This window comes from Amycolatopsis sp. NPDC021455, from assembly GCF_040640995.1.
GTDB lineage: Bacteria > Actinomycetota > Actinomycetes > Mycobacteriales > Pseudonocardiaceae > Amycolatopsis.
Genome location: NZ_JBFACT010000001.1, coordinates 62,082 through 80,830 on the forward strand (window position 1 = coordinate 62,082; position 18,749 = coordinate 80,830).

Consider the following 18,749-nt stretch of genomic DNA (forward strand, 5'->3'; position numbering starts at 1 on the left):
GCATCTGGCGGCTAAAGCGCCGCCGCGAGCCTCGTTCCCTGGTCGATGGCGCGTTTCGCGTCGAGTTCCGCGGCGACGTCGGCGCCGCCGATCAGGTGCACCGGCAGCCCCGCGGCCCGCAGGCCGTCGGCGAGGTCCCGCACGGGTTCCTGACCGGCGCAGACGACGACCGTGTCGACTTCCAGCAGCCGCGGCACGCCGTCGACGGTGATGTGCAGGCCGTCGTCGTCGATCCGCTCGTAGGTGACGCCGGGAATCTGCTCGACGCGCTTGGCCTTGAGCGCGGCCCGGTGCACCCAGCCCGAGGTCTTGCCGAGCCCGGAACCGATCCCGGACTTCTTGCGCTGCAGCAGGTACACCCGCCGCGGCGAGGGCTCGGGTTTCGGCGTCGCCAGCCCGCCCGCCGCCTGTTCCGGGTCCGTGACACCCCACTCGGCCATCCACGCGCCGACGTCGAGCGCCGGTGAGTCCGGGTGCGTGAGGAACTCGCTGACGTCGACCCCGATACCACCGGCCCCGATCACCGCGACCCGCTCGCCGACCGGCTTGCCGTGCCGGACGACGTCGACGTAGGACAGCACCTTCGGGTGGTCGATCCCGGGCAGCGACGGCACCCGCGGCGCGACGCCGGTGGCGAGCACGACCTCGTCGAAGCCGGTCAGGTCGTCCGCCCGAACCCGGGTTCCGAGGTGCAGCTTCACCCCGGTCACCTCGATGCGCCGCTGGTAGTAGCGGATGGTCTCGGCGAACTCCTCCTTGCCGGGGATCTTCCGCGCGATGCCGAACTGGCCGCCGATCTCGTCGTCGGCTTCGAACAGTTCGACGCTGTGCCCGCGTTCGGCCAGCGCGGTCGCGGCCGAGAGCCCCGCGGGTCCGGCGCCGACGACGGCGACGTGTTTCGACCGCCGCGCGGGCGCGAGCGTCAACGTCGTTTCGTGGCCGGCACGCGGGTTCACCATGCAGGACACGAGTTTCCGCTGGAAGGCGTGGTCGAGGCAGGCCTGGTTGCACGCGATGCAGGTGTTGATCTCGTCCTCGCGCCCGCTCTCGGCCTTCCGGATCCACTCGGGATCGGCGAGGAACGGCCGTGCCATCGACACGAGATCGGCGTTCCCGCTGCTCAACGCCTCTTCGGCGACCTGCGGCATGTTGATCCGGTTCGACGTGACGACCGGGATGCTCACGTGCGGCTTGAGCTTCCCGGTCACCCAGGTGAAGGCGGCGCGCGGCACCGACGTCACGATCGTCGGCACGCGGGCCTCGTGCCAGCCGATGCCGGTGTTGATGATCGTGGCTCCGGCCGTCTCGACGTCCTTGGCCAGCGCGACGACGTCTTCCCAGCGCTGGCCGCCCGGGACGAGGTCGAGCATGGAGAGCCGGTAGATGATGACGAAGTCGTCGCCCACCTTTTCCCGGGTGCGCTTGACGATCTCGACGGCGAACCGGCGGCGCTTCTCCGGTGTGCCGCCCCAGGCGTCGGTGCGCTTGTTGGTGCGCTCGGCGAGGAACTGGTTGATCAGGTACCCCTCGGAGCCCATGATCTCGACGCCGTCGTAGCCCGCTTCGCGCGCGAGAGCGGCGCAGTCGGCGAAGGCGCGGATCTGCTGACGCACGCCGTAGCCGGTGAGCGCGCGCGGCCGGAACGGGTTGATCGGCGCCTTGATGCTCGACGCGGACACGCTCAGCGGGTGGTAGGCGTACCGGCCGGCGTGCAGGACCTGCAGCGCGATCTTGCCGCCGGCGTCGTGCACCGGCGCGGTGAGCTGCCGGTGCTGCCGCGCTTCCGCGGACGTCGTCAGCTTCGACGCGAGCGGCAGCAGCCAGCCGGTGCGGTTGGGGGCGAACCCGCCGGTGACGATCAGGCCGACACCACCGCGGGCGCGTTCGGCGTAGTACTCGGCCAATTCCGGGAAGTGCGACGCCTTGTCTTCGAGGCCGGTGTGCATCGAGCCCATCAGGACGCGGTTGCGCAACGTCGTGAAGCCGAGGTCGAGCGGGGCCAGCAGGTTCGGGTACGGGCTCATCGGGCGTCCTTCGGGTGGAGGGCAGCGAGTACCTCGTCGAACCACTCGACCTGGCCCTCTTCGACGCGGATGCCGCCGCGCAGGACGAGGTACTGGTGCAGGTTCTGGCCGTGGAGGTTCGCCGGGGCGGGGAAGTCGCGTTTCTCGATCTGGCGGTAGACGTCGAGGCGTTCGGCGTGCTTCGCGCGGTGCCGGACGATCTCCTCGGCGACGGCTCCGGGATCGCCGAAGGTGGCGCCGCGGATCTTCACCGCGAGTTCGACCGGCCCGGCGCCCGGATCCGGCTCGGCCAGCCAGCGGACCAGCTCGGCGCGTCCGGCGTCGCTGACGGTGTAGACCTTCTTGTCCGGCCGCCCCGACTGCGCGACGACGTCGACGGCGACCCAGCCGGCCTCTTCCATCCGCTTCAGCACGCGGTAGATCTGCTGGTGGGTGGCGCTCCAGAAGAGCCCGATCGACTTCTCGAACCGGCGCGTGAGCTCGTAGCCCGAGCCGGCGCGCTCGGACAGCGAGACGAGGATCGCGTGCTCCAGTGCCATCGCTCGAGCGTCCTATGCAACGAGTTGCAGTGCAACGAGGCGCGCATCACTTCACCCCCGCGGGTGGGATAAATCGGGTCGACTTCATGCGGGAAATGACCAGGATGGAAAGAGTGCACCCGGTACTCGAACTGATCTCCGGACGGATGGCGGCGGGCAGTGTCCCGGGACAACGCACCGACGGCAGGCGCCTCGCGCTGGCCATCGAGGGCGGCAGCAGCCGCGGCACGTACTCCAGCGGCATGGTCCTCGCGCTCGACGAACTCGGCGTCACGCCGGCGTTCGACGCCGTCTACGGCTCCTCGGCCGGCGCGCTGAACGGCGCCTGGCTGCTCTGCGGCCGCTCGTCGACCGGTGTCCGGACCTGGTGGAACCCGGTCGTCATGCGGCGGATCATCAACCCGCTGCACACCCTGCGCGGTCGCGCGGTGATCGACCTCGAATACCTCGTCCACCAGGTCTATTCGGTGCTGGAGCCGATGGACTTCCCGGCGATCCTGGCCAACCCGGTCACCTTCCACCCGCTGGCCACCGACGCGGACACCGGCGAATCCACCGACCTGCACCCGTTCCTGACCGACGTCGACGCGATCAAGGTCGCGCTGGCGGCGTCCTCCTGCATGCCGGTGCTGGCCGGCCCGCCGATCCCGATGGCCGGCCGCCGGTTCGTCGACGCCGGAGTGGCCGAGCCGATCCCGTACCGCACCGCGCTCGCCCAGGACGCGACCGACGTCCTGGTGCTGCGCACCCGCCGCGCCGACGAGCCGCCGTTGCCGCCGCCCCGCGTGCACGACGTCGTCGTGCCGCGGTTCCTCCTCCGCCAGGCCCCCGGCGCGATCCCGGCGTGGCGCGACACCTACCGGCGCGACATCGAGGACGAGGAGTTCCTGGCGTCGGATTCCCGCGTCCTGACCATCCGCCCGCCCGCCGGGGCGCCGGACGTCATGGTGCTGGAGCGCGACCCCGAGGTGCTGCGCAAGGCCGTCGAACTCGGCAAGAGCGCGGTTCTCGATCTCCTCGAAGGACTACGCGAAGCTTCCTAGCCGGCCGGCCCGCGACTGCACGAACAGCCGTTGCACGCCGAGGGAAACCGCCAGGTACAACAGGATCGACCCGGCGCCGAGGCCGTGGGCGACGCCGTCGAACAGCGCGTCCAGTCCGATGTGGACAGCGAAGCCGACCAGCCACAGCGCCACGGTGAGCCAATTGCCCTGGCGCCACAGCTGCCCGTCCTCCCGCCAGAGCCGGACGCTCCACGCCCGGACGGCGCCGAAGCCCGCGCCGAGCAGGAGCGTGACCACGAGGAGCGTGATCACCGAGGCCGTCGCGGAAACGCCCTTGAGGTACGTGGTCAGCTGCAGGATGCCGAGCACGAGCAGGATCACCAGCACGACCGGCCTGCTGTCCTCCCGGACCGTGCGCTTCCGCGTCTGCCGCCACACCAGTAGCGCCAGGACGGCGAGGCCGACGACGATGTTGACCGAGCTGTTCACGAACGTTCCCTCCCGTGGTGATCTCCCGATCACCACGGTGCCCGCGTCACGGCGTCACGACGTCAACCCATGGGTGGAAGCCGGGTGGATCAAGGCTTGCGCGCGACGCCGCCGATCACCCGCGACTGGGACGGCGCGCCGGCGAACACGGTGTGCTCGTCCGGGTGCCACGCCGGCGCGTAGACCAGGCCCGGTTCCAGCAGCGGCCAGCCGCCGAAGAACCGCTCGAACTCCGCCATCGACCGCATGCACGCCGGGTTCGTCGTCGTCTCGTAGTACTCGAGGAGGTCGAGCAGCGCCTGCCGCTCGTCTTCGTCCACCGGGTTCTCGTTCGTCATCTGCGACAACACGAGCAGCGAGCCGGGGGCCAGCCGGGCGCGGTAGTAGTCGAGCAGGTGGTCCGGGTTCTGCTCGTCCTTCACGAAGTGCATGACCGCGTTGATCACCAGCGCGATCGGCTCGCGCACGTCGATGACGGCCGACGCGGCCACCCGGTCCCAGAGGTCCTCCGGGCGCAGGAAGTCCGCGGCGATGGCGTGGTGGCGCTCGGGATCGGCGGTGTCGGCGAGCAGCAGCGTCGAGTGCGCGAGCGCGATGGGCTCGTTGTCGATGTAGAGCACCCGCGTGTCGAGTTCGGGCCTCGCCTCGTCGGCGACCTCGTGCACGTTGCCCGCGGTCGGCAGGCCGGAGCCGATGTCGACGAACTGCCGCAGGCCCTCGCGCACGCACTGGCGGATCGCGCGGCCGAGGAACTGCCGGCTCGTCAGGCAGTATTCGCCGATGAGCGGCAGCCGTTCGCGGACCTTCTCGGCGAAGTCGCGGTCGATCGCGTAGTGCGTGTCGCCGCCGATGAAGTAGTCGTAGATCCGGGCCGCCGACGGCCGGTCCAGGCTGCTTTCGACGGCCTTGAGCGCGTCGTCGTGGTTGATCATGACCATCCCTTCACAGCCATGCTGCCACGGGAACGATCATGCCGGGGACAAGGCGTCCCGATAGGCGTTCACCGACTCGGTCAACCGGTCCAGCTCGCCGCGCATCCGGGCGAGCCCGGCTTGGTCCAGACCCATTGCCTCGCCGATCACGTCCGGTATGCCGGCGGCCTTCTCGCGCAACGCCGTCCCGGTTTCGGTGAGGCTGATCCGGACCGAACGTTCGTCGTCCGCCTGCCGGGTGCGCTTGACCACGCCCGCGGCTTCGAGCCGCTTGAGCAGTGGCGACAACGTGCCGGAGTCGAGGTTCAGCTCGGTGCCGAGCTCCTTGACCAAGCGGTCGTCCCGCTCCCAGAGCGCCAGCAGTACGAGGTACTGGGGGTAGGTCAGGTCGAGGTCCGCCAGGACGGCCCGGTACAGCGACGTCACCGCCCGCGACGCCGAGTACAGGCCGAAGCAGAGCTGGTCGTCCAGCCGCAGCGAGCCGGTGTCGGTCATGGCGTCCTCCTCTCTCGTGACTCTCCATGATCCCGGACGTCCGGCTGGACGGCAACTTAAGTGCGCTTAATCTCATCGAGCTAAATTTAGTTGTGCACAACTCAGTTGCGCGCTAGCTTCGTCGTATCAGCTCGCATCCCGAGGAGGACGACATGACCGCCAACCCGCACAACCTGGCCCTCGAGCCGGCCGCGCAGGCGTTCGCCGAGGCCACCGACCAGCCGCCGTACCTGTTCCAGCTGCCGCCGGAGGAGGGGCGCAAGGCCGTCGACGGCGTCCAGGACGGCGACGTCGCCATGGCCGACGCCTCGATCGAGGTCCTGAACGTCCCGGGCGGCCCGAACGGCGACGTCGAAACTCGGATAGTCCGCCCCGCGGGTGTTTCCGGTCCGCTGCCGGTGATCGTCTACATCCACGGCGCCGGCTGGGTGTTCGGCGACTTCCACACCCACGAGCGGCTGGTCCGCGAACTGGCCGCCGGCGTCGGCGCGGCCGTCGTCTTCCCCGAGTACAGCCGCTCGCCCGAGGCGCGCTACCCGATCGCCATCGAAGAGAACTACGCCGTGGCGAAGTGGGTTGCCGAGCACGGCGCGGAGAAGGACCTCGACACCTCGCGCATCGCGATCGCCGGCGACTCCGTCGGCGGCAACATGACCGCGGCGCTGACCTTGCTGGCCAAGCAGCGCGGCGACGTCACCTTCAAGCAGCAGGTGCTCTTCTACCCGGTCACCGACGCGAACTTCGACACCGAGTCGTACCTGAAGTTCGCCGAGGGCTACTTCCTCGGCCGTGAAGGCATGAAGTGGTTCTGGGACCAGTACACGACGGATCCCGCCCAGCGCGCGGAAATCACGGCGTCGCCGCTGCGCGCGTCGCTCGACGAACTGGCCGGGCTGCCGCCGGCCCTGGTGATCACCGGCGAAGCCGACGTGCTCCGCGACGAAGGCGAGGCGTACGCGGCGAAACTGCGTCAGGCCGGTGTGCCCGTCACCGCCGTCCGGTACCAAGGCATCATCCACGACTTCGTGATGGTCAACGCGCTGCGCGAAACCCACGCCGCCGAGGCCGCGATCACCCAGGCCGTCACGGTGTTGTCGCGCGCCCTGGCGAAGTAACTGAGAGAACGCTGAGTCCCGGACACGTTGCGGCCCTATGACAGAACTCACAGGTCCGCAACGTGCCAGGCGGCTCGAACGTGATATATACGCGAGTCCCGTGATCCGGGCGCGCATTTCTGCCCGCCTGGAAGGACCGTTGCCATGCACCTGAGCAGCATCCGGCTCGATTCGCCGGTCAACATGATCGTCATGGTCGTGCTGACGCTGCTCGCGATCATCGCGGTCCCGTGGTTCTGGGACCGGTGGAAGCGCAAACGCCTGTGGCGCAGCGTCACGATCCTGCTCGGCGTCGTGCTCCTCGTGCTCACCACCGGCATGGCGGGCAACATGATCGGCGGGTTCTTCCCGACGGTCGGGTCGCTGCTGGGGACCGGCGTCTACACCGCGCAGGGCACCGACGCCGAAGCCGCGCAGAACGGCGAGGACCTGGAAAAACTGCGGGACACCGGCGTCGCGCACGCTCGTGACGGCAAGGGAACCGTCGTCCACATGAAGGTGAACGGGCGGCGCACCAAGGTCACCCGCGACGTCACCATCTACCTGCCGCCGCAGTACTTCGACGCCTCGTTCAAGGAGCTGCGGCTGCCGGTGATCGAGTGGATCCCGAACTACCCGTCCGGCCCCGAGGTCTTCACCAACGGCTACCACATGCCGGAGCAGCTGGACGCGGCCATCTCGAAGCACGTGCTGCCGCCGACGGTCGTGATCGTGCCGGACCCCACCGGCGTGCCCAAGGTCGGCCACGACACCGAGTGCGTCGACGAGGTCAACGGCACCGCGAACGACACCTTCCTGACGGCGGACCTGCGTGACTGGGCGTTGCAGAAGCTGGGCGTCTCGCCCAACCGGCGGGCCTGGACGATCGCCGGCTGGTCCTCCGGCGGGTACTGCGCGATGAACCTCGTGACCCGGCACCCGCAGTGGTACGGGCAGGCGGTCAGCGTCAGCGGGTACGACAAGGCCCAGGTCGACGCCGAAACCGAAGACCTCTTCCACGGCCGTCAGGACATCAACGACGCCAACAACGTCCGGCTCAACGTGCGGCTGCACCCGTCGCCGGTGGAGATCCTCGCCATCTCCGGCGACAAGGAGAACTACGAGAGCTACGCGATCGACCAGATCCGGCTCGCGGCCCGGCCGCCGATCCAGTTCTCGTCGTGGCGCATCCACGACGCCGGGCACAACATGAACACCTTCAAGTCCCAGATTCCCGACGTCCTCGCGTGGATCGGCGCGCACACGGCGAGCCCGGCCCCCACCGGGCGCCAGCTGGAGACGACCGGCGGCGTGCTGCCGTGGCCGCTGCCCCGCTCCGGCGCGCACGGGGCGCTGGCGGACACCGACCAGTAGCGCGTCAGCCGAGCAGCTTCGCGACGACATCAGTCACCCGCTTCGCACCGGTCGCGTAGCTGACGTCGGTGGGGAACTCGGTGAGCACCACCACGATGTAGCGGTCGCCCTCGCCGACCACCCCCGAGGTGTGCAGCGACCGCTGCGGGTTGCAGCACGACCAGCCCTGCTTCACCGCCCATGGCCGCCCGCCGGCGGCGTCCGGGATCCCGAAGTACTGCCGGAACCCGTCGGAGCCCCGCTCGGTCGCGCCGCGCAGCGCGGTCAGGATCGCGCCCGGCGCCTTCGCCAGGACGTACTGGTAGATCCGCACGACGTCCTTCGCCGTGATCCGCGTGTCGCCCCACATGCCGGGGTCCGCGGGCGGCCGGGTCCCGGTCAGCTTCAGCTTCGCCGCCCAGCGCGTGACGATCGACGGGCCGCCGTAGCGCATCCAGAACTGGCTCGCGAGAGCGTCGTCGCTGCGCGACAGCATCCGCTGCACCTCGTCGGCGGGCCCGTGCTGTTCGAGTGCCGAGAGCGCGATGAGCAGCTTCACCAGTGACGCCGAGGTGTACCCGCGGTCGGCGTGCACGGAGACGGTCGCGGCGCCGCGCTGCCGGTCGAACACCATGGCGCCGAGCCGGCCGCCGGCCACCAGCCGGTCCAGTTCCTCGGGGTCCGCCGCGGACGGGGGCCCTGGCGTCTCGCCCGGCTTCCCCGGCGGCCCGGGCGGCGGATCCGGCGTCTCGCTCGGCTGCTCCGGGGCGTCGGGCGTGGTCGTCACGGCTTCGGCGACCGCGACCGGCCGAGGTGCCGCGGACGTGCCGTGACTCGCCGTCACCACCACCGCGCCGATGGCGCCCAGGCACAGGCCCACCAGGAAGATGCCGCTCAGCTCGCGCATGATCCGGATTGCCGGGAGACCGGTCTGTCGTTCCCCGAAACGGGTGAACGTGTGGGATAGGTCTCACGGGCCGCCGGATCCGGGAACGCGCAGGCGGGGTGCGGGCAAGCGGCATCGTTTCGCTCACCGTGTTCGCGGGGTACCCCAGCGCGGTGACGGTCGTCACCACCCGCTGGGAAGGACTGGAGTCATGGTTCACGCGAAAGGCGCACGCATCCGGGTCCGAGGCCTGCAGCCGGCGCAGGTGCTGGCCGGACTGGCCGGGATCGCGTTCCTCGTCGTCGGCATCATCGGATTCTCAAGGACCGGCTTCGGCAACTTCGCCGGGCACCACGACGCCGGGTTCTGGAGGTTCTCCGGCAACCCGCTGATGAGCCTGGTCCGCGTCGTGACCGGCGTGGTCGGCCTGCTGCTCGCGTTCGGCTCCGGCCGCGCGCGGACGTTCGGCTGGCTGCTGTTCATCGGTTACGGCCTGCTGTTCGTGTGGGGCCTGATGATCGACGGCCTCATCTCGACCAACCCCTTCGCCAACGCCGGCAACCCGATGGACCTCGGGCCCGCCGACACCTGGCTGCACCTCGGCGTCGCCGCGCTCGGCCTGCTGATCGCGGTGCTGCCGGCCCGTCGCGCGATCCTGCTGCCCGAGGACGAGACGGCCGGCGAGCCGACGGTCGCCGAGCAGCGCACCGACGTCATCGACCGCGACCGCGTCGACGACGAACCGCGCCGCCGGTCGTTCCTGCGTCGTGACCACAAAGGGCGAGGCCCGGAGGTCACTCGTGAAGAGCGTCCGCCGGGCCTCGCCCACTAGGAGGGTTCAGTAGGAGGTTTTCAGTAGGTGGTGCCGGTGCCACCGGAGGTGTCGTTGCTGCTCCCAGTGCCGCTGTTGGCCGCCGGGGCCTGGTTGGCGGTGGAGCTGGGAGTGGTACCGACCTTGCAGCCGTTGGGCTCGATGACGAACCAGGTGCCGTTGACGCCCATGCCGTTCGCGTCGCCCGGCTTCAGGTCCTTCGAGAAGGTGTAGACCGGCCAGCCGCCGACGGTGACCTGCTCGGTGCCGTCCTGGCGCTTGATGCTGCCGAGCAGCTTCGAGTCGATGCCCTGCAGCTCGACCTTGCCCTTGGACAGGACCGGCGGCCAGGTCTTGGCGCAGTCACCGTTGCAGGCGGAGGCCTTCTTCTTGGTGTCCTTCGTGAACAGGTAGAGCGTCATGCCGTTCTGGTCGACGATCGCTTCGCCGAGGCCGTCGATGTTGCTGGCGCTGAGCTTGACGGCACCGGCTTCGGAGCCGGCCGCCGCGGCCTGCCCGGCCTTGCCGCCCTTGGCGTTCGCCGCGTACCACGCACCGCCGACGCCCTGACCGGTCGCGTCACCGGCCTTGGTGTCCTTGGCGTAGCGGTAGAGCGCCCACCCGCCGACGGTGATCTGCTCGGTGCCGTCGGACCGCGTCACCTTCCCGACGAGGCTCTTGTCGACGCCTTGTACCTGCACGTCCCCGGTGGCCAGCATCGGCGGCCAGGCCTTCGCGCAGTCACCGTCGCAGTTGGACTTCGGCGGCTTCGCGGTGTCCTTGTCGAACCGGTAGAGGGTCATGCCGTTCTGGTCGGTGAGCACCTGACCGATGTCCGCGACATCCGCGACGATCAGTTTGGATTCGTTCGACGCCGGGGCGGCGTTGCCGACCTGCCCCTGGTTGGTGCCGACCTGGCCGCCGCCGTTGCCCCCGGCCGCCGCGGGAGCGACAACCGGCTGGGCCGTCTCTGCACCCGAGCAAGCGGTGAGCACTGCCAGCCCGGCTGCCGCCGCGGCGACGGAGACGGCGATGCGCGTGCGAAGCATGGAAGTTCTCCTTGTGTCCGTTGGGGTTTCCCGCCGCTCGGTGCGGCTGCCTGATACCCACTACACGGACCCCCGGCGGAGGCGGTTCAAAGAATTTTCGCCGCGTTCGACGGCCGGTCTGCCGGAGGGGGCTGAGCTGGACCTCGTCCCCGCAAGCCGCCCCGGGCGCGCGCCCGGACGCTGCGTCCGGCTCCGCGTGCGCGGCCGCTACTGCGGAGTGCTGCCCGCCTCCGGCTCGCCTTGCTGGTCTTGCTCGCCTCGGCCGCCTCGGCCGTCTTGCTCGCCTTGGCCGTCTTGCTGGCCTCGGCTGCCCTGCTCGCCTCGCTCGCCTCGCTCGCCTCGCTCGCCTCGTTCGGCGAGGGCGCGGTCGACCAGGGCCCCCGCCGCACCGGTGTAGCCGGCCGGGTCGAGCAGCTCGTCGAGCGCAGCCGGCGTCAGCACCTCGGTGACCGCGGGCAGCTCGTCGAGCACCTCCCGGAGCGGCCGGTCCTCGCGTACCGCTCGCTGGGACGCCTCGCCCAGCAGCTCCTTGGCGGCCGCCTTGCCGAGCAGCGGCGCGAGCACGGCGGCGAGCCGTTCGGACACGATCAGCCCGTGCGTCGACGCCAGGTTCTCCCGCATCCGGCCGGGCTGCGCGGTGAGCCCGCGCGCCAGCTCGGCGGCGGTGTGCGCGGCACCCCCGGTCAACCGGAGGCATTCCCGGATCAGCTGCCACTCGGCGTGCCACACCCCGGCCGACCGCTCGTCCTCGGCCGGCATCGACTGCGTGACGCCCGCGGCCAGCACCGGCACCTGCAGCGCGGCCGAGCGGATCAAGGTCGCGAGTACCGGGTTCCGCTTGTGCGGCATGGCGGAGGAGCCACCCCGCCCGCCGGCGGCCGGCTCGGCGACCTCGCCCAGCTCGGTCCGGCTGAGCGTCTCGACGTCGACGGCCAGCTTCCCCAGCGCACCGGCGGCGAACGCGAGCGCACCGGCGAGGTCCACGACCGGCGTCCGCAGCGAGTGCCACGGCAGCACCGGCGCGGCCAGCCCGGTCTCCTCGGCGAACGCCGCGGTCAGCCGTTCCGCGTAGTCGCCTCCGCCCGCCTGGCCGAGGGCCGGGTCGCCGGCGAGGCGCGCGTACTCGACGTACGCCGCCAGCGTTCCGGCCGCGCCGCCCAGCGAGACTGGCAGCCCGCCGTCGAGCACACGCCGGATCCGGACGGCCGCGTCCAGCACCAGCTGCCGCCAGCCCGCCGCCTTGAGCCCGAACGTCGTCGGCACGGCGTGGGCGGTCAGGGTCCGCCCGGCCATGGTCGTGTCCCGGTACGCGCGGGCCAGCCCGGCCAGCGCCTCGGCGGTCGTGTCGAGGTCGGCGGCGAGCGGCCGCAGCGTCCGGTCGGCGACCAGCATCATCGCGGTGTCGAAGATGTCCTGGCTGGTCGAGCCGCGGTGCACGTACTCGGCGGCCTCCGGCGCGATCGCGCCGACCGCCGACGTCAGCGCCTTGACCAGGCCGACGACCGGGTTCGCGGTCGCCCGCGACCCCCGCGCCAGCTCGACGACGTCGATCCGCGCGCTGCCCGCGGCCTCCGTGATCGCGTCAGCGGCCTCCGCCGGCACCGTTCCGAGCCGCGCCTGCGCTCTCGCGAGCGCGGCCTCGGCGTCGAGCATGGCGCGCAGCCACGCCTCGTCGCCGGTCGACGCTTCGGCCGGCGTACCGGCCCGCACCGGGGACAGCAGTCCCGAATCGGGGTCGACGGTCATGGCGCCAGCATCGCACGCGCCCGACCTCGGCGGCTGTCACACAGCCGGGTCTGGCACGCTCATCGGCCATGAGTAGCGCCACGTCCAGTGAGGACAACGCCGGCTCCGGGCCTTGGGGGATCGCCGCCGAGCGGCTCGTGTTCTTCTCGGACGCCGTCGTCGCCATCGCGATCACCCTGCTCGCGCTCGAGCTGCCGCTGCCGGAGGGCGCCACCAGCGCCGAACTGCTGCGATCACTCGGCCATCACCAGTCCGAATACATCTCCTTCCTGATCAGTTTCATCGTGATCGGCGGCCACTGGCGCGCCCACCACCGCCTGTTCCACTACGTCACCACGCTCGGCGGCGGGCTCGTCCGGCTCACCTTCGGCTGGCTCCTCATGCAGGTGATCATGCCCTTCGCCACGAAGGTGATCGCCGAAGACGGCGCGTTCGAATTCCGCTTCGTCTTCTACGCGCTCGTGCAGGTCATCGCGTTGACGTTGTTCCTCCTCATGGCCTGGCAGATCAAGCGCAACCACCTCTACCGCGAGGACACCCCGCCGGAGCTCTTCGGCGCGGTCTTCCACGGGATCGGCACGATGATCGCCGCCTTCGCCCTCTCCATCCCGGTCGCGTTCTTCACGCACTGGGCCTACGCGTGCTGGATCGTGGTTCCGCTCGTCGGCAACCTCCTCTTCCGTTTCCGCCGCCGGCCGGTGGCCGCCTGAGCCGTCATTCGCCGGTCGCGCCGTCGATCCGCTCGCGGATCAGGTCGGCCTGGCCGATGTGCCGTGCGTACTCGCCGATCATGCGCAGTATCAGCCAGCGCAGGGTGAACGGTTCGCCGGTGCTGAGGCGGGTGCCGGTCCGCTCCAGCGGGCTCGCCGCGACGATCTCCCTGGACCGCTCACATTCGTTGTGCCACAACGAAAAGGCTTCGCCGACGTCACCGTCCAGCGCGGTGAAGTCCTGGTCCGGGTCGTCGTCGGAGTAGTAGAGGTTCGGGACGGCCTCGCCCGCGAACTGGATCCGGAACCACCACCGTTCGCAGCCGGTGAGGTGCCGCAGCAGGCCGTGCAGGGTCAGCGTCGACGGTGGTACCGAGCGTTCGGACAGCTGCCCGGGGTCCAGGCCGGCGCACTTCAGCTCGAAGGTGCGCCGGTAGTACTCGAGGCTCTCGGTCAGGGCCTGCCGCTCGTCTCCCAGGGGAGCCGGGTCGGTGCGTTCGCCGCTCAGGCGGAGGCCGTAGGTGGTCGGGATGGTGTGTTCGGTCATGTGCGGAGCGTGCCACGGGGGTCCGACAATTTTCGGGCCGCCGTGGTGGCCGGTGACCGGGCAACCGGCCGGTAAGCCCAGTTCAGACACGCTTTCGAGAACCCGGTAACGAATTTTCGGGTGCGCCGATCTGATGATCGTCACCCTGCTGCGCACGCCAGTCCCACCGGTCGGAGCGGCACCCCTCGGTTCGGAACCAGGAGATCACGAACTATGCAGCGAACCGGAGTAATGGCCGCGCTGACCATGGCGGCGCTGCTCGCAGCGCCGGCCGTGGCAGCGGCGGCGCCACCAGCGAGCACGATCGACGTCAGCGCGACCACCGTGCACGCCGGCGACACGTTCTCGGTCACCGAGCAGCTGTACAACCCGACGGACTTCACGGTCACCGGCGCGAAGGCGGCGCTCTACGTCAAGGAAAAGCCGATCGTCGACCTGGTCGACCTCGTCTCCTGCACCGGTTCGATCGCGCCGTGCTCGCCGTACCTCAGCAGCTTCCGCGGCGGCGTCGGCGACCTGGCGGCGGGCGAGAGCCGGACGGTGAAGTTCACCTTCCGCGTCAAGGACGACGTCCAGCCCGGCCAGTTCACGCTGCAGCACCAGTTCGCCGGCGACAACTACGCGTTCGCCGTCGAAGACGGCCCGGCCGTCACGGTCGCCCCGCCGGACGAGGCCGACGTCAAGGTCGCGCTGACCGCCACCCCGCGCATCGGCCTGGTCGGCCGCGTCGAGTACGCGATCAAGGTGTCGAACACGGGCCCGGCCACGGCGACCGGCGTCCGCGTGACGGCCAACCCGGGTGCGAACCGCACGGTCGTCTCGATGACCGGCTGCACCCGCTCGGGAGCGGCCCTGACCTGCGCGATCGGCACCCTGGCCCCGGGCGCGTCGGCGACGGCGAAGTTCACCTCGGAGGGTGGCTTCTTCGCGTGGGGCCCGTTCACGGCCACGGCCCAGCGCGCGGCGAGCGCCCCGGCCGACCCGAACGCGACCAACGACAACGCGTCGAAGAAGTGCATCGCCTACACCGGTCTCTACGTGCAGTGCTGACGGCCTGACGCGCGGGGCCCCGCCCGGGCCCCGCGCGTTCGTCCATTCAGGAGCTTCACAACGCGAACGCGGCCGTAAGCGCCGGCCGACGCACCACGTCAGCGGTCTCTTCGACGGTGTGCGGTTCGAGCTCACCCAGCCCGGCCAACGCGGCGTGCATCCCCCTTGAGCGGCCCGATCTCGGTGAGTTCGGGGCGTCCCGGCCGGTTCCCCGATCCAGGCGTAGGGCCTGACAACACCGTCGAGCGCCGCGCCGTACCCGCCACCCGCACGGCCGGCCGCGAGGCGAAGGCATCATGGCCAGCCCACCGGTCTCGACCTCCGGTGGCCCCTCGGCGGGACCCGGTGTGCGACGGGGTGACGGGGGCCTGGCTAAACTGGAGGCACGGGCCGTTAGCTCAATTGGTAGAGCTGCGGACTTTTAATCCGTAGGTTCTGGGTTCGAGCCCCAGGCGGCCCACCAAACGCCCAGGTCAGCGGCTTACGACCGATCGGATCAAGATCACCCGGCCGGAATACGCCCGGTTTACTGGCCCGGCCGCAAGGTCGATCCCAGCGCGTCCGCGCCGCGACGGCTGACTGTGCCGCGCCCCATGTACACGTCCTGGGTCATCGACGGGTGCGCGTGCCCCAGGATGTCCGCGATCTGGCGAGCGGTCAGGCCGGCATCGTCGAGCAGGGTGGCCACCGTCTTGCGGAAGGTCCGGAAGGTCACCCACTCGTAGCCGGCGCGAGCCACGAACGGCCGCCATGCGCGGTTGCGCACGTTCGATGCCTCGCGGACCGTACCCGTGCTGCTGGGGAAGATTGGCCCGTCGAGGTTTTTCGCGGTCGCCCGGCGCTGAACGAGCATGGCGACGCACCAGTCCGGCAAAGGAATGTCGCGATCCGCGTTCATCGTCTTGCCACGATTCAGGACTTTGCCACGCCCCTTCGCGCGGATGACATTCCCGGCCATGACCAGCAGTCGGCGTTCCTCGTCGAAATCCGGCCAGTGCGCCGCCAGCCCTTCACCGGTCCGTTCGCCTGTGGCGAGGAACAAGCGCGCCAGGTCCGGCAAGTCGTCGGCAATTGCTGACTCGTCAGTGTCGAGCTTGTTCAGCAAGTCGATCGCCTCGTCGGCGGTCAGTGCGCGCGGCTTCGCCCGTTGGTGCTTGGCCTTCTTGCTTTCCAGGCGGCCGATCTCCCGTACCGGGTTCGCATCGAGGGCGCCGTGGCGGACGGCGAACGCGCAGAGCCCGGACAGGATGGCGCGAACCGTCTTCGCTGAGCTGATGCTGGACTCGTCGCGGACGCGCCGGCACAGGCGGTCGAACGCAGGCACGCCCACCTTCGGATTGTCGACCTCCCGCATCCGCAGCTCGCCAACGGCCGGGACAACGATGGTCTCGAACCGATTGCGATAGGTGTCGATCGTGCCCCAGCTCTTGTAGTTCTTCTCAGCATCCTTTTCGAGTTCCAGCAGCCATTTTCGCCCGACTTCGGTCAGCCTCGTCTCCGAGGTGACTTCCTGCTTGGCATCGACGGGGGCGACCCAGTCACGAATGGCTTCCTTCAGCCGGTTCTCTGCTTTTGTGGCGGTCGAGCCGAATCGCGCAACCTCGTACGTCTTGCCGTCGAAGTCGCGGTACAGGCATCGCGCACGGAACTTCCCGGGCGATTCCTCGGTCGTCCGGATCTTCCCGTGCGTGCCGATCGGCAATGGCGGGCGGCCCATCAGGCCGTGCCTTGGGCTTCGATCCAGGCGTCGACGTCCTCGGGGCGGTAGCGGACGTACTTGCCGACGCGGCGGCCGGTGGGGCCGTAGCCTTTGGTGCGCCACTTGTACAGGGTGTTGACGGGGACTCCGAGGTGGTCGGACAGGTCCTCTATGGACATCAGGCGGTTGTTCATTGCTGTACCTCCGTGGTGAGTTTTTCTTTGCGTTGCTGGCGTTTTCCTTCGTAGATGGCTTCGGCGATCTCGCGTTCTTCGTGGTGGCGGTAGCCGTTGCCGGTGTAGGTCCAGTGGTTGACCACCACGACGGCGTCGGGGTGGGTGCCGGCGGCTTCGAGGGTGGCGAGGTGCTGGTGGGTGCGGCGGTGGTCGCGCAGGGTGGTGAAGGTGATGGAGTAGCGCTGGGATTTGGTGAGGAAGTGGCCGCGGAACCCGAGCATGTGCGCCCATTTCCGCAGGAACGCGAGGTCACCGTTGCCCCCGAGGTCCCACGCGGTGGTGATCATTCGGCGGTGGTGGGGGTGGACGTCGAGTGCGGCGATGGCGCGTTCGGAGCGAACGGGCCGGTCCGGGACTTCGCTGGTGGACGTGCCTTTGGTGGCGTACTTGGCGATGTAGCCGGCGAGGGCCCGGTCGGAGATCTCGCCGTCGTCTTCGAAGGCGGCAGTGTGGGCGGGGCGGATCGGTCGGACGTCGACCTGTTCGCCCCAGGTGAAGGTGTGCTGCCCGATCACTTTGTTGATCAGGTAGTGGCGGGTGAGGCGGGTGTGCGTGGCGGCGGCCCGGACGGCGCGCTCCAAGAGCCGGTTGTCGGCCCAGGCGGGGGCGGGGTCGTGGGGGCCTTCGGGGCCGTCGAGGCGGATGACGGCGTGGAAGTGGATGAGGCCGCGGCGCTGGTATTCGGCGACCTTCGCATACGACAGGCGGGCCAGGTCTGGGAAGTCCTTGGCGCGGTAGCCGGCGGCGGTGGCGATCTCGCGGCGCAGGCGGACGGTGAAGGCGTGCCAGAGGTCCCCGGCGTGGCCCTGCCACAGCACCGCCCCGCGGTAGTCGTAGCTCTCCGGATTCAAGGCGGTCCCGACGCGGGGGTCGGCATCGTGGTGGTATTCCCCGCAGGCGCAGGGGACGCGGCGGCCGGTGCGGGTGGTGCGGCGGGAGTGGACGGGGCCGAAGCTCGGGGCGGTCAACGTGACGAACAGCCGGGGCTTGTCGGCGACGGTCTCGGGGATCGACTTGCCGCCGGTCGTGCCGGCTCGGATGAGGTGGAAGGCGTCGGCGGCGTAGCGGTCGGAGCAGGCGGGGCAGACGGTTTCGCGGCGGTTGCCGCACGGGGCGTAGACGACGCCGGCGGTGCGGTCGACGATCCGGCCGGTGGCCCGGTCGGTGATGGTGCGATGTCCGGTCAGGTGGACCGGTTGGAGGCATCCGCCGGTGGCTTCGGCGCGGGCGCGGATGGCGCGGATGTCGGGGCGGGCGAGGTGGGTGGTGATGCGGGTAGCCAGTGAGGACCCGTCGTGCTCGGTGATCATGCTGGCCTCTATTCGTGCCGGCACCACGAGACCGGGCCACCCCGGTGTAGCTCGGTAGGGGTGGCCCGGTGAAGGTGCGGTGTCGTGCGGGGTTCGGTCAGGCGGTGACCGGGTGGTGGTTGACGGTGGCGTTCAGCTCGTCCACGAGGGCGGTGAGCATCGCCTCCGGCAGGGCGACCCGGGCGGACAGGTCGTCCGCGGTGACCTGGCGACCGGTCGCGTGGACGTCGGCGGTGGTGGCGGTGACGGTGTCGCGGATGCCGGCGGGGAGCTTCCCGAGCACCTTCCCCCGGACTGGACTCGTTCGAGCCTGAGCGGCCGGTTCAAGGGCGGCGGGCGCCGGTTCCGGCACCGTGGCGGGCGCGGGCGCGGGTGTGGTGGCAGGTTCGAGGGTGCGGCGCATGAGGAGCTTGACGACCACGAGGAACCCGAGGGCGGGCATGGCGGCCACGAGCCAGCCGGCGGGGCTTGGTTCGGCGAGGGCGACCTGGGCGGCCATCTGGACTCCGAGGGCCGCGACGAGGACGACGAGGGGGAAGGTGATGCGGCGGGTGGTGCCGCGGTGGTGGTCGCGGGCGACTTCGAAGCCGGCGACGATGGCGAGGCATTCGATGACCACGGCGTCGGCCCAGGCGAGCCAGCCGTGTTGTCCGTGGTGGATGGCCCAGTCGTGGGTGTGGGTGAAGCCGGCGGCCCCGCCGATGCCACCGAGTGCCACGGTGATCAGCACGCGCAGGGCCGCGGTCAGCTTGTCGATGGACATGACGGGGCGTCC

General features: G+C 70.2%; 19 protein-coding genes and 1 tRNA gene. 7 read left to right on the forward strand and 13 right to left on the reverse strand.

Going from position 1 to position 18,749, the window contains the following annotated elements:
* Positions 1 to 11: 11 nt before the first annotated feature.
* Together AB0G28_RS00360 and AB0G28_RS00365 are read right to left on the reverse strand one after the other, a co-directional pair.
* Positions 12 to 2,024, reverse strand: coding sequence for an NADPH-dependent 2,4-dienoyl-CoA reductase (locus tag AB0G28_RS00360; protein WP_361081396.1), 2,013 nt, complete (start codon positions 2,022 to 2,024; stop codon positions 12 to 14).
* Entirely contained in the window at positions 2,021 to 2,563 is a 543-nt protein-coding gene (locus AB0G28_RS00365) for a PadR family transcriptional regulator (protein WP_361081399.1), read from the reverse strand. Before AB0G28_RS00365 ends, AB0G28_RS00360 begins: the two co-directional genes overlap by 4 nt.
* 95 nt (positions 2,564 to 2,658) lie before the next feature.
* On the opposite strand from AB0G28_RS00365, the gene AB0G28_RS00370 reads away from it, so the two are divergent.
* Complete coding sequence (locus AB0G28_RS00370) at positions 2,659 to 3,606, forward strand: patatin family protein (protein ID WP_361081402.1); 948 nt, start codon at positions 2,659 to 2,661, stop codon at positions 3,604 to 3,606.
* On the opposite strand, the gene AB0G28_RS00375 is transcribed toward AB0G28_RS00370, so the two are convergent.
* The 3 genes from AB0G28_RS00375 to AB0G28_RS00385 all read right to left on the reverse strand — a co-directional run bounded on the left by AB0G28_RS00375 (position 3,589) and on the right by AB0G28_RS00385 (position 5,483).
* Positions 3,589 to 4,056, reverse strand: a complete 468-nt coding sequence (locus AB0G28_RS00375; protein ID WP_361081405.1) for a hypothetical protein — start codon at positions 4,054 to 4,056, stop codon at positions 3,589 to 3,591. The genes AB0G28_RS00370 and AB0G28_RS00375 overlap by 18 nt on opposite strands.
* An 89-nt stretch (positions 4,057 to 4,145) precedes the next feature.
* The gene (locus tag AB0G28_RS00380) at positions 4,146 to 4,988 is read right to left on the reverse strand and encodes an SAM-dependent methyltransferase (protein WP_361081407.1); all 843 of its coding nucleotides are present in this window, start codon (positions 4,986 to 4,988) and stop codon (positions 4,146 to 4,148) included.
* A gap of 36 nt (positions 4,989 to 5,024) precedes the next feature.
* Complete coding sequence (locus AB0G28_RS00385; protein ID WP_361081410.1) at positions 5,025 to 5,483, reverse strand: MarR family transcriptional regulator; 459 nt, start codon at positions 5,481 to 5,483, stop codon at positions 5,025 to 5,027.
* 152 nt (positions 5,484 to 5,635) lie between these two features.
* On the opposite strand from AB0G28_RS00385, the gene AB0G28_RS00390 reads away from it, so the two are divergent.
* A complete protein-coding gene (locus tag AB0G28_RS00390; RefSeq protein WP_361081413.1) occupies positions 5,636 to 6,598 on the forward strand; it encodes an alpha/beta hydrolase in 963 nt (320 codons plus the stop codon).
* Positions 6,599 to 6,742: 144 nt separating this feature from the next.
* Positions 6,743 to 7,951, forward strand: a complete 1,209-nt coding sequence (locus tag AB0G28_RS00395) for an alpha/beta hydrolase-fold protein (protein ID WP_361081416.1) — start codon at positions 6,743 to 6,745, stop codon at positions 7,949 to 7,951.
* Between the two features lie 4 nt (positions 7,952 to 7,955).
* On the opposite strand, the gene AB0G28_RS00400 is transcribed toward AB0G28_RS00395, so the two are convergent.
* On the reverse strand, positions 7,956 to 8,837 hold the full coding sequence (locus tag AB0G28_RS00400; RefSeq protein ID WP_361081419.1) for a hypothetical protein: 882 nt from the start codon (positions 8,835 to 8,837) through the stop codon (positions 7,956 to 7,958).
* Positions 8,838 to 9,027: 190 nt separating this feature from the next.
* Here AB0G28_RS00400 and AB0G28_RS00405 point away from each other — a divergent pair, with 190 nt between their 5' ends.
* The gene (locus AB0G28_RS00405; protein WP_361081422.1) at positions 9,028 to 9,648 is read left to right on the forward strand and encodes a DUF4383 domain-containing protein; all 621 of its coding nucleotides are present in this window, start codon (positions 9,028 to 9,030) and stop codon (positions 9,646 to 9,648) included.
* 20 nt (positions 9,649 to 9,668) lie between these two features.
* Here the strand turns inward: AB0G28_RS00405 and AB0G28_RS00410 are convergent, their stop codons facing one another.
* Together AB0G28_RS00410 and pcaB are read right to left on the reverse strand one after the other, a co-directional pair.
* Complete coding sequence (locus tag AB0G28_RS00410; protein ID WP_361081425.1) at positions 9,669 to 10,676, reverse strand: SCO0930 family lipoprotein; 1,008 nt, start codon at positions 10,674 to 10,676, stop codon at positions 9,669 to 9,671.
* 207 nt (positions 10,677 to 10,883) lie between these two features.
* Positions 10,884 to 12,422 carry a 3-carboxy-cis,cis-muconate cycloisomerase gene (gene pcaB, locus AB0G28_RS00415; protein WP_361081428.1) on the reverse strand — a complete coding sequence of 513 codons (1,539 nt, stop codon included), beginning with the start codon at positions 12,420 to 12,422 and terminating at the stop codon, positions 10,884 to 10,886.
* Between the two features lie 68 nt (positions 12,423 to 12,490).
* Here pcaB and AB0G28_RS00420 point away from each other — a divergent pair, with 68 nt between their 5' ends.
* Complete coding sequence (locus AB0G28_RS00420) at positions 12,491 to 13,132, forward strand: TMEM175 family protein (protein WP_361081431.1); 642 nt, start codon at positions 12,491 to 12,493, stop codon at positions 13,130 to 13,132.
* A 4-nt stretch (positions 13,133 to 13,136) separates the two neighbouring features.
* Here AB0G28_RS00420 and AB0G28_RS00425 read toward each other — a convergent pair whose 3' ends face one another.
* A complete protein-coding gene (locus AB0G28_RS00425; protein ID WP_361081434.1) occupies positions 13,137 to 13,679 on the reverse strand; it encodes a DinB family protein in 543 nt (180 codons plus the stop codon).
* Positions 13,680 to 13,910: 231 nt separating this feature from the next.
* Between AB0G28_RS00425 and AB0G28_RS00430 the strand changes: the two genes are divergently transcribed.
* Both AB0G28_RS00430 and AB0G28_RS00435 read left to right on the forward strand, forming a co-directional pair.
* Complete coding sequence (locus tag AB0G28_RS00430) at positions 13,911 to 14,729, forward strand: DUF11 domain-containing protein (RefSeq protein WP_361082329.1); 819 nt, start codon at positions 13,911 to 13,913, stop codon at positions 14,727 to 14,729.
* Between the two features lie 387 nt (positions 14,730 to 15,116).
* Positions 15,117 to 15,192, forward strand: a tRNA-Lys gene (locus tag AB0G28_RS00435).
* Between the two features lie 63 nt (positions 15,193 to 15,255).
* Here AB0G28_RS00435 and AB0G28_RS00440 read toward each other — a convergent pair.
* The 4 genes from AB0G28_RS00440 to AB0G28_RS00455 form a co-directional block, all read right to left on the reverse strand.
* Complete coding sequence (locus tag AB0G28_RS00440; RefSeq protein ID WP_361081437.1) at positions 15,256 to 16,446, reverse strand: site-specific integrase; 1,191 nt, start codon at positions 16,444 to 16,446, stop codon at positions 15,256 to 15,258.
* The gene (locus AB0G28_RS00445; protein ID WP_361081440.1) at positions 16,446 to 16,622 is read right to left on the reverse strand and encodes a helix-turn-helix domain-containing protein; all 177 of its coding nucleotides are present in this window, start codon (positions 16,620 to 16,622) and stop codon (positions 16,446 to 16,448) included. The genes AB0G28_RS00440 and AB0G28_RS00445 overlap by 1 nt, the downstream gene beginning before the upstream one ends.
* Entirely contained in the window at positions 16,619 to 17,974 is a 1,356-nt protein-coding gene (locus AB0G28_RS00450; RefSeq protein WP_361081443.1) for a replication initiator, read from the reverse strand. Before AB0G28_RS00450 ends, AB0G28_RS00445 begins: the two co-directional genes overlap by 4 nt.
* Before the next feature lie 97 nt (positions 17,975 to 18,071).
* Entirely contained in the window at positions 18,072 to 18,737 is a 666-nt protein-coding gene (locus tag AB0G28_RS00455; RefSeq protein WP_361081446.1) for a DUF2637 domain-containing protein, read from the reverse strand.
* Positions 18,738 to 18,749 lie beyond the last annotated feature (12 nt).

What these genes read in the sequence shown, in the direction of transcription:
- AB0G28_RS00400 (WP_361081419.1), bottom strand. Translation starts at nt 8,837, where the DNA reads ATGCGCGAGCTGAGCGGCATCTTCCTGGTGGGCCTGTGCCTGGGCGCC.
- AB0G28_RS00370 (WP_361081402.1), top strand. Translation starts at nt 2,659, where the DNA reads ATGACCAGGATGGAAAGAGTGCACCCGGTACTCGAACTGATCTCCGGA.
- AB0G28_RS00360 (WP_361081396.1), bottom strand. Translation starts at nt 2,024, where the DNA reads ATGAGCCCGTACCCGAACCTGCTGGCCCCGCTCGACCTCGGCTTCACG.
- AB0G28_RS00440 (WP_361081437.1), bottom strand. Translation starts at nt 16,446, where the DNA reads ATGGGCCGCCCGCCATTGCCGATCGGCACGCACGGGAAGATCCGGACG.
- AB0G28_RS00430 (WP_361082329.1), top strand. Translation starts at nt 13,911, where the DNA reads ATGGCCGCGCTGACCATGGCGGCGCTGCTCGCAGCGCCGGCCGTGGCA.
- AB0G28_RS00395 (WP_361081416.1), top strand. Translation starts at nt 6,743, where the DNA reads ATGCACCTGAGCAGCATCCGGCTCGATTCGCCGGTCAACATGATCGTC.
- AB0G28_RS00380 (WP_361081407.1), bottom strand. Translation starts at nt 4,988, where the DNA reads ATGATCAACCACGACGACGCGCTCAAGGCCGTCGAAAGCAGCCTGGAC.
- AB0G28_RS00450 (WP_361081443.1), bottom strand. Translation starts at nt 17,974, where the DNA reads ATGATCACCGAGCACGACGGGTCCTCACTGGCTACCCGCATCACCACC.
- AB0G28_RS00365 (WP_361081399.1), bottom strand. Translation starts at nt 2,563, where the DNA reads ATGGCACTGGAGCACGCGATCCTCGTCTCGCTGTCCGAGCGCGCCGGC.
- pcaB (WP_361081428.1), bottom strand. Translation starts at nt 12,422, where the DNA reads ATGACCGTCGACCCCGATTCGGGACTGCTGTCCCCGGTGCGGGCCGGT.
- AB0G28_RS00445 (WP_361081440.1), bottom strand. Translation starts at nt 16,622, where the DNA reads ATGAACAACCGCCTGATGTCCATAGAGGACCTGTCCGACCACCTCGGA.
- AB0G28_RS00455 (WP_361081446.1), bottom strand. Translation starts at nt 18,737, where the DNA reads ATGTCCATCGACAAGCTGACCGCGGCCCTGCGCGTGCTGATCACCGTG.
- AB0G28_RS00420 (WP_361081431.1), top strand. Translation starts at nt 12,491, where the DNA reads ATGAGTAGCGCCACGTCCAGTGAGGACAACGCCGGCTCCGGGCCTTGG.
- AB0G28_RS00425 (WP_361081434.1), bottom strand. Translation starts at nt 13,679, where the DNA reads ATGACCGAACACACCATCCCGACCACCTACGGCCTCCGCCTGAGCGGC.
- AB0G28_RS00410 (WP_361081425.1), bottom strand. Translation starts at nt 10,676, where the DNA reads ATGCTTCGCACGCGCATCGCCGTCTCCGTCGCCGCGGCGGCAGCCGGG.
- AB0G28_RS00405 (WP_361081422.1), top strand. Translation starts at nt 9,028, where the DNA reads ATGGTTCACGCGAAAGGCGCACGCATCCGGGTCCGAGGCCTGCAGCCG.
- AB0G28_RS00385 (WP_361081410.1), bottom strand. Translation starts at nt 5,483, where the DNA reads ATGACCGACACCGGCTCGCTGCGGCTGGACGACCAGCTCTGCTTCGGC.
- AB0G28_RS00390 (WP_361081413.1), top strand. Translation starts at nt 5,636, where the DNA reads ATGACCGCCAACCCGCACAACCTGGCCCTCGAGCCGGCCGCGCAGGCG.